Below are 7362 nucleotides of genomic sequence, written 5' to 3' on the forward strand. Positions count from 1 at the left end.
GCGCGATCTCACGTCGCGGATCCACACCGACTTCACCTACCGAGCCGGCTCGACGACCATTTCCACCGGAGTCGATGAGGTTCTGATGGCCCGGGAAGGGGTATGTCAAGACTTCGCTCGGCTGGCGATCGCCTGCCTGCGAGCCAACGGGTTGGCGGCCAGCTACGTTTCCGGATACCTGGCCACCAATCCACCACCGGGAAAGGACCGCATGATCGGTGCCGACGCCACCCATGCCTGGGCCGCGGTCTGGACCCCGCAACAGCCCGGGCAGTTCGAGTGGCTGGGGCTGGATCCCACCAACAACCACATGGTCGACGAGCGCTATATCGTCGTCGGGCGGGGCCGTGACTACGCCGACGTGCCGCCGCTGCGCGGGATCATCTACACCAACTCCAAGAAAAGCGTGATCGACGTCGCCGTGGACGTTGTGCGGTACGAAGGTGACGAGCCGTATGCGTGATTTCCACTGTCCCAACTGCGGCCAGCGTCTGACATTCGAGAACTCGGCGTGCCTGTCCTGCGGGAGCCCGTTGGGCTTTTCCCTCGACGAGATGGTCCTGCTGGTGATCAGCACCGGCGACGACGCCGACAACGCTGGCTTCGTCAGCGCCAGCGAATACGAACTGTGCGCGAATCGTCATGTCGCCAAATGCAACTGGCTGGTCCCCATCAATCAACCTCGCCTGCTTTGCGTGTCGTGCGCGCTGACTATCGAACGGCCCAATGACGCCGACACCGCCGGCCTCGCGGAGTTCGCCCGGGCCGAAGCGGCCAAGCGTCGGCTGGTCGCCGAATTGCACGAGCTGAAGCTGCCGGTTGTCGGCCACGATCAGGATCCCGACTACGGCTTGGCTTTCCGGCTGCTGTCGAGTGCACACGAGACGGTGCTGACCGGCCACGAAAACGGGGTCATCACAATAGACCTCGCGGAAGGCGACGACGTACACCGTGAGCAATTGCGGGTCGAGATGGACGAGCCGTATCGCACCCTGCTAGGGCACTTCCGCCACGAGATCGGGCACTACTACTTCTATCGGCTGATCTCGCCGTCAAGCGACCACGACGCGCAATTCCGCGAGTTGTTCGGCGATCCGGACGCCGACTACCAGGAGGCGCTGGACCGCCATTACAGCGAGGGCGCGCCCGAGGGTTGGAAGAAGCGGTTCGTGTCGTCATATGCGACCATGCACGCCGCCGAGGACTGGGCAGAGACGTTCGCGCACTACCTGCATATCCGGGACACTTTGGACACGTCGGCCTGGTCCGGTTTCGCGCCGGCGACGGCGACGTTCGACCGACCGGTGCTGGGCCCCAGCGCTTTTCAGACCATCATCGACATGTGGCTGCCGTTGTCGTGGTCGCTGAACATGGTAAACCGGTCGATGGGCCACGACGACCTGTACCCGTTTGTGCTGCCGACTGCCGTGCTGGAGAAGATGAAGTTCATCCACACTGTTCTCGATGAGGTGACCTCGGTGTCGGGCAAGCCCGACCCGGTCAGTGCCTGAGTCGGTTACCGGTCACGGCATCACTCGGCGCTCGTCGGGCCCCCACAACGGCTGCATACCGCCCGGCAGCGCCAGCTGCGTCGCGGTGATGATGTCGGCAAGTTCGCGCAGCGCGGTATGGACGGCAGTCAGCAGGTCGGCCAATGCGTCGCGGCGTCCGTCGGCGGAGGCCCCTTCCAGCTTGGCGGGATCCGACCGGCGCAGCAGGGTGCTGATCTCGGTCACCACCCGCTCCGGTCGCGAGGACCCCGACGAGCCGGGCAGGTCGCCGAGGTCGGCCCGCAGCCGCTCCAGCTGATACACCAACGACCGCGGGTTCGTCGCGTCGAAGAGCATCAATTCGGCCAGGGCGGCGACGCTGACCTGGCCCACCGTACGGCGCCGGTAGATGACCGACGATTCGCAGGCGACCAGGGTGGACTCGATGATGGCTTGCTCAGCCGCTGCGGCGCGCACAGTCGTCAGCGTGGCCCCCAGCAACGCGGTCAGGCCCAGGCCACGCTCGATCCGTTTGCCGATGTCCATCATCGTCCAGCCGACATCCTGCACCATCGACTCGCCGGCCACGCCGGCCAGCGTCAGCATCCCGACCAAGGTCTGGGATTGGGCCGAGGCGAGCGCGGCATCGGCCTCGGCAAGCGAGTCTGGCGGCTCGGACTTATGCGCCAGCTCGCGCTCGACGCGGGCCAGCACCACCCACGTGTCGTTGGACAATTGGTCACGCACCGCCCTGGCGGCAAGTGCCAGCCGGTCCACCGAGTGCACCAGTGAGCCCGGCCGGTCGCGGTCCATGGTCAGCGACCACAGCGTCGAGGGTGCGATAGCGATTGTCTCGGCCTGGTCGCCCGATCCGATTGCGATTCCGGTGATCCGGCCCAGCGCGGCCATCAGCACCGGGACGCACTCGCTTTCCGCAGTGTGCTGGCGGTATCGGAATTCGTAGAAACGCTGGCGGGCGACGATCAGCAGCCGGGCCATGTTCTCGGCGCGTTCGCCGTAGCGCCCCATCCAGAACAGGTCGGACAACACCCGCGGCGAGCTGACCGCCAGGGTGCCCGCGCCCATCTTCAGCGGCGGTTCGGGCGCCAGCACGGTTACCGTCTCGGCACGCGCGCGCTCAGTCGGGCGCACCCAGACATCTTTCGCTACAACGGTTTTGAGTGTGTATGCGGCAGGCCCTGCTGCCAGCACGTAGCCCAGCCCCCCGATCATCGGCGCGTAGCCGCCGCGCTGAGCGACCGTGAACAACCGCATACCCACCCCGGCCGAAGAGAACTCACCGGCGTAAGTGGTTGGCGCCGAGGAGAATTGCGGCAGCTCTTGGCCGACCCACTGCCACGGCGTGGCCGTGATGCGGGCCGCCAGTTCAGCTAGTTGGGCCGACGAAAGCGTGGGCCCGACAAACGTTTGTCCACCGACGGTGGGCCTTACCAATAGTGACGACAGGCGTGCCAGCAGGTGCGAGCGTTCACTGTCGATGCCGCCCCAGTAGCTGGGCGCGGTGGCCAGCAGCGGTGCTTCACCGAGCAACTGCTCGGCCAGCTCGGGCAGGAACCGTAGCAACCCTGCGCTTTCCAGGATGCCGCTACCGAGCGTGTTGACCACGGTCACCGTTCCGCGGTGTTGCGCCTCCACCAAACCGACGACGCCCAGCCTTGAATCGGCACGGAGATCCAGTGGGTCCGCGTACGCCGCGTCGACCCGGCGGAATACCACGTCGACACGTTTGAGCGTGCCCAACGAGCGCATCCACACGTTGCCCTCGCGGACTACCAGATCGGCACTCTCCACCAATGGGAAGCCCAACAGCGTCGCGAGATATGCCTGATCGAAAGCGGTTTCGGAGTAGATGCCGGGGCTGAGCACAACCACCACCGGGTCCTGGACGCCGTCGGGCGCGGCGTCGATCAGAGCCAACCGCAGCGCCTGCGCGAATGGTGTGGTCGGCCGCGGCGCGACATTTTCGTAGAGGTCAGGCATGGCGTGCGCGGCAACCCGTCGGTCAGCCAGCGCATAGCCGGCTCCCGAAGGCGCCTGAGTCCAGTCGGCGTTGACCTGGAAACTGCCGTCGGGCAGCCGGCTGACATCGCAGCCGTGCATAAAGAGCTGGTGGTTACCCGGCACCTCGATTCCGGTGGCGGCGCGCACGTAACCGGGATGGGCGAACAGCAACTCAGGCGGCAGCACGCCGTCGGTGATCGAGCGACGGGATCCGTACAGGTCGGCGAGCACGGCGTTGAGCACCCGCGACCGCTGGACCAGCCCGGCCTCGAGGACTTCCCAATCCGCTGCGGAGACCAACAGCGGCAGAGCGTCCAGGCGCCAGGGCCGAGGCTCGACTTCGCGGCTACCGGCGATGGGCGCCGTCCCGGGATCGATTCCGGTGTAATTGATGTCGTCGTTGTCCACCAGTTGGCGCACCGCGAAGCGCAGCCGATTCAGCCCGGCCCTTCCGCGCTCCCCGACAGCGTCGGCAAGCTCGGTCCAGGCGGGCCGCACATTTCCGGCTGCGTCAAGGAATTCGTCGTAGCCGATGACCGGGGCTGCCAAGCCGGGGGTGCGTAGATCGAACAGGGCTTCCTGCGCACGTGCGGCCCGATACCCGGCTAACAGCCGATCGACGTCGGAGCGGTAGTGAAAAGCCTCCGACGGCTCGCTGGAGTGCAGGGCCATCTAAGCCATCTCGCCCATTGCCATTACCGCAGAACGGTACGCACGCGCCGCAGGTCGAGGATGCCCGGCGCGCCGATGTCTGTGGAAATTCGGGCCTGCTTTTCCCGGATGTCGGACAGGTCGAGTTTGCCCGGGGTGAAACCGGTGGCCTCGAAGCGGCGGGCCCGGCGAGACTCGGCCTCGACGGCGTTGACGGGGGGCTCGTCGTAGGCCCGCCCGCCGGGATGGGCAATGTGGTAGGTGCAGCCGCCGCGCGACGTTCTTGTGGTGAGGTCGACGAGCTCGAACTGCAGCGGACCGTCGACGGTAATGCTCGGGTGCAGCGCGCTGGGCGGCTGCCAGGCGCGGAACCGCACGCCGCCCACATGGATGTCGGCGTTGTCGGTGGCCAGTAGCGGTATCGGGAAGCCGTTGCACGTCACCAGGTAGCGGTCGCGGTCGGCGCCGATGATGCGAACCTGGATGCGTTCGACCGACGAGTCGACGTAGCGGGCGGTGCCGGTGGCGGTGGCCTCCTCGCCGAGGGTGTTCCACGGCTCGATCGCCCCGCGCAGCTCGATCTCCACGCTGTCGAACACGGCGGTGCCGATGCGCGGGAAACGGAATTCGGTGAACGGGTCCAACCAGCTTGTCTCGAAAGGGATCCCGTGCGCGCGCAGGTCGGCGGCGACGTCGGCGATGTCATGAATCAGGAAATGCGGTAACAGGTATCGCCCGTGCAGGTTCGATCCGTGCCGGATCAGCGGCGCCCGCAGCGGCTCGTCCCAGAACCACGCCACCAGCGAACGCACCAATAGTGACTGCACCATCGCCATCCGCAAATGCGGCGGCATCTCGAAGCCGCGCAGCTCCAAAAGGCCCAGCCGACCGCGCGGGCTGTCCGGGCTGTAGAGCTTGTCGATGCAGAACTCGGCGCGATGAGTGTTGCCGGTGACGTCGGTGAGCAGATGCCGCAGCGCGCGGTCGGTCAGCCAGGGCGGTGGCCGGCCCTCCTTGGAAGACGAAGCAAGCCGGGCGATTTCGGCGAACGCGATCTCGAGTTCGTAGAGGGCATCGGCACGACCCTCGTCCACACGCGGCGCCTGGGATGTGGTGCCGACGAACCGCCCGGCGAACAGATAGGACAGCGACGGGTGGCGTTGCCAATAGGTCAGCAGCGAGACCAGCAGGTCGGGGCGGCGCAGCAGCGGTGAGTGTGCGGGCGTGACGCCGCCCAGGGTGATGTGGTTACCGCCGCCGGTGCCGCCGTGCGTGCCGTCGACGTCGAACGATTCGGTAGTCAGCCGAGCCAGCCGTGCCAGTCCATACAGGCTCTCCAGCTGCTGGCACTGTTCAGCGAAGCTGGCGGTGGGCGCGACGTTCACCTCGATGACCCCGGGGTCAGGGGTGATCGTCGTCGACTTCAGCCGCGGGTCTGGCGGCGGTTCGTAGCCTTCGATCACGACCGGGCAGCTGATCTTGGCCGCCGCCGCCTCGACCCGGGCAATCAGGTCGACGAAGTGTTCGAGCGCCTCGGTCGGCGGCATGAAGATGTACACCAGCCCATCGCGAACCTCGGCGACCAGCGCGGTGATCGGCACGTCCTCGGCGTCCTCCAGCACCGTCTCGCCGTCAGACAGGCTTATCGCATCGCCGACGGCGGTCGGATCAGCGACGAAGGACGTTCGCGGCGGCTTCCAGCTGATCGAATCCAGCGGCAGCCGCAGACCCGCCGGCGAGTCACCGTCCAACAGCACGATGCGGCCGCGGCGCAGCTGCCAGTCAGCGCTGGCCCAGCCACGATCATCGTCGCGGCGGTGTAGCGGCAACACGAACGCCGCTGCAGCCGTGGTGGATTCGTCGAGGCGCGCCAGCAGCGCGGCGCGGCTAGAGGCGGTGTCCCCAACCTGGGGGCCGAGGTCATCACCCGGTGGCACCGGATCGCCTTCGGGCTGAAGGACTTTCACCGCCAGCCGAGACAGCGGGTCCTCGTAGGCCGGGCGCACCTGCGAGAGCGGCAATCCCAGACCGTCGGCGATGCGGGCGACCAGGTGGTAGGCCGCCTCGTTATCGGTGGGCAGGCTCGTCGAGTCGGTACCCCACGGGTCGGCCAGCAGCGTGTCGTCGGTCCACAGCGGCCGCCCGTCAGCGCGCCAGTACAGCGCAATCTGCCAGCGCGGCAACGGTTCCCCGGGATACCACCTGCCCTGGCCGCGCTGGATGAGCCCGCCCGGGGCCCACGCCGCCTTGAGTCGGGCGGCCAGATCGGATGCCCGATGGCGCTTCTGCGGGCCGTCGGCGGCGGTGGTCCACTCCTCGGATGACTTGTCTGGGTGGATGCCCACCGAAACGAAGGTGGGCTCGCCGCCGATGGTGAGTCGAACATCACCGGCGGTAAGTCGCTCGTCGACGTGTTGGCCGACCGCACAGATCGTCTGCCAGGCCTCGTCGGTGTAGGGCAGCGTGACGCGTGGGTCTTCGTGCACGCGGGTGACGGTGTTGGAGAATTCCAGCACCGATTCGCACGGGTCGATGCCGCCGCTGATCGGCGCCGCGCTGGCCGGGTGCGGCGTGGCCGCCAGCGGGATGTGGCCCTCGCCGGCGAACAGCCCCGAGGTCGGGTCCAGCCCGATCCAGCCCGCACCGGGGATATACACCTCGGCCCAGGCGTGCAGGTCGGTGAAGTCGGCGGCCGGTCCCGACGGCCCATCGAGCGCCTTGACGTCGGACGCCAGCTGGACCAGGTAGCCGGACACGAACCGGGCGGCCAGTCCCATCTGGCGCAGGATCGACACCAGCAGCCAGGCGAAGTCACGGCACGAGCCGACGCCGGTACGCAGCGTGAAGTCGGGGGTCTGCACGCCGTGCTCCATACGCAGGCTGTAGCCGAGGTCGTTGTTGACCCTTCGGTTGACCTCCACCAGGAAGTTGATCGTGCGAGTGCCCTGCGGCACCGAGAAGTTACGCACCCACGCCTGCACCAGGTCGCCCGGACCCGACCCGGGGCCGTGCTCGTCGACGGGTCGCAGATACGGCTTGAGGTCATCGGACAGCGTCTCGGGATAGCTGAACCCGGCGGACGGCCAGGTTTCGGCCCAGTCCTCGATGAAGAAGTCGAACGGGTTGATCACCTTGAGGTCGGCGATGAGCCCGACGGTGATGGTCAGCTGGCTCATCGGATTCGGGAAGGTCAGTCGGC

4 protein-coding genes are annotated in these 7362 nt (G+C 67.2%); 2 read left to right on the forward strand and 2 right to left on the reverse strand.

The genetic code is table 11. The annotated features are described in order from the left end of the window. Together WAN71_RS21830 and WAN71_RS21835 are read left to right on the forward strand one after the other, a co-directional pair. Positions 1-463, forward strand: a 463-nt coding sequence (locus WAN71_RS21830; protein ID WP_422227328.1) for a transglutaminase-like domain-containing protein, incomplete at its 5' end; no start/stop codon positions are given. Then, positions 456-1511 carry a zinc-binding metallopeptidase family protein gene (locus WAN71_RS21835; protein ID WP_422227329.1) on the forward strand — a complete coding sequence of 352 codons (1056 nt, stop codon included), beginning with the start codon at positions 456-458 and terminating at the stop codon, positions 1509-1511. The genes WAN71_RS21830 and WAN71_RS21835, both read left to right, overlap by 8 nt. Before the next feature lie 12 nt (positions 1512-1523). On the opposite strand, the gene WAN71_RS21840 is transcribed toward WAN71_RS21835, so the two are convergent. Beyond that, positions 1524-4184 carry a circularly permuted type 2 ATP-grasp protein gene (locus WAN71_RS21840; RefSeq protein ID WP_422227330.1) on the reverse strand — a complete coding sequence of 887 codons (2661 nt, stop codon included), beginning with the start codon at positions 4182-4184 and terminating at the stop codon, positions 1524-1526. Between the two features lie 23 nt (positions 4185-4207). Beyond that, positions 4208-7362, reverse strand: a 3155-nt coding sequence (locus tag WAN71_RS21845; RefSeq protein WP_422227331.1) for a DUF2126 domain-containing protein, incomplete at its 5' end; no start/stop codon positions are given.

This window comes from Mycobacterium sp. (assembly GCF_049280035.1).
Lineage (GTDB): Bacteria > Actinomycetota > Actinomycetes > Mycobacteriales > Mycobacteriaceae > Mycobacterium.

What these genes read in the sequence shown, in the direction of transcription:
- WAN71_RS21840 (WP_422227330.1), bottom strand. Translation starts at nt 4,184, where the DNA reads ATGGCCCTGCACTCCAGCGAGCCGTCGGAGGCTTTTCACTACCGCTCC.
- WAN71_RS21835 (WP_422227329.1), top strand. Translation starts at nt 456, where the DNA reads ATGCGTGATTTCCACTGTCCCAACTGCGGCCAGCGTCTGACATTCGAG.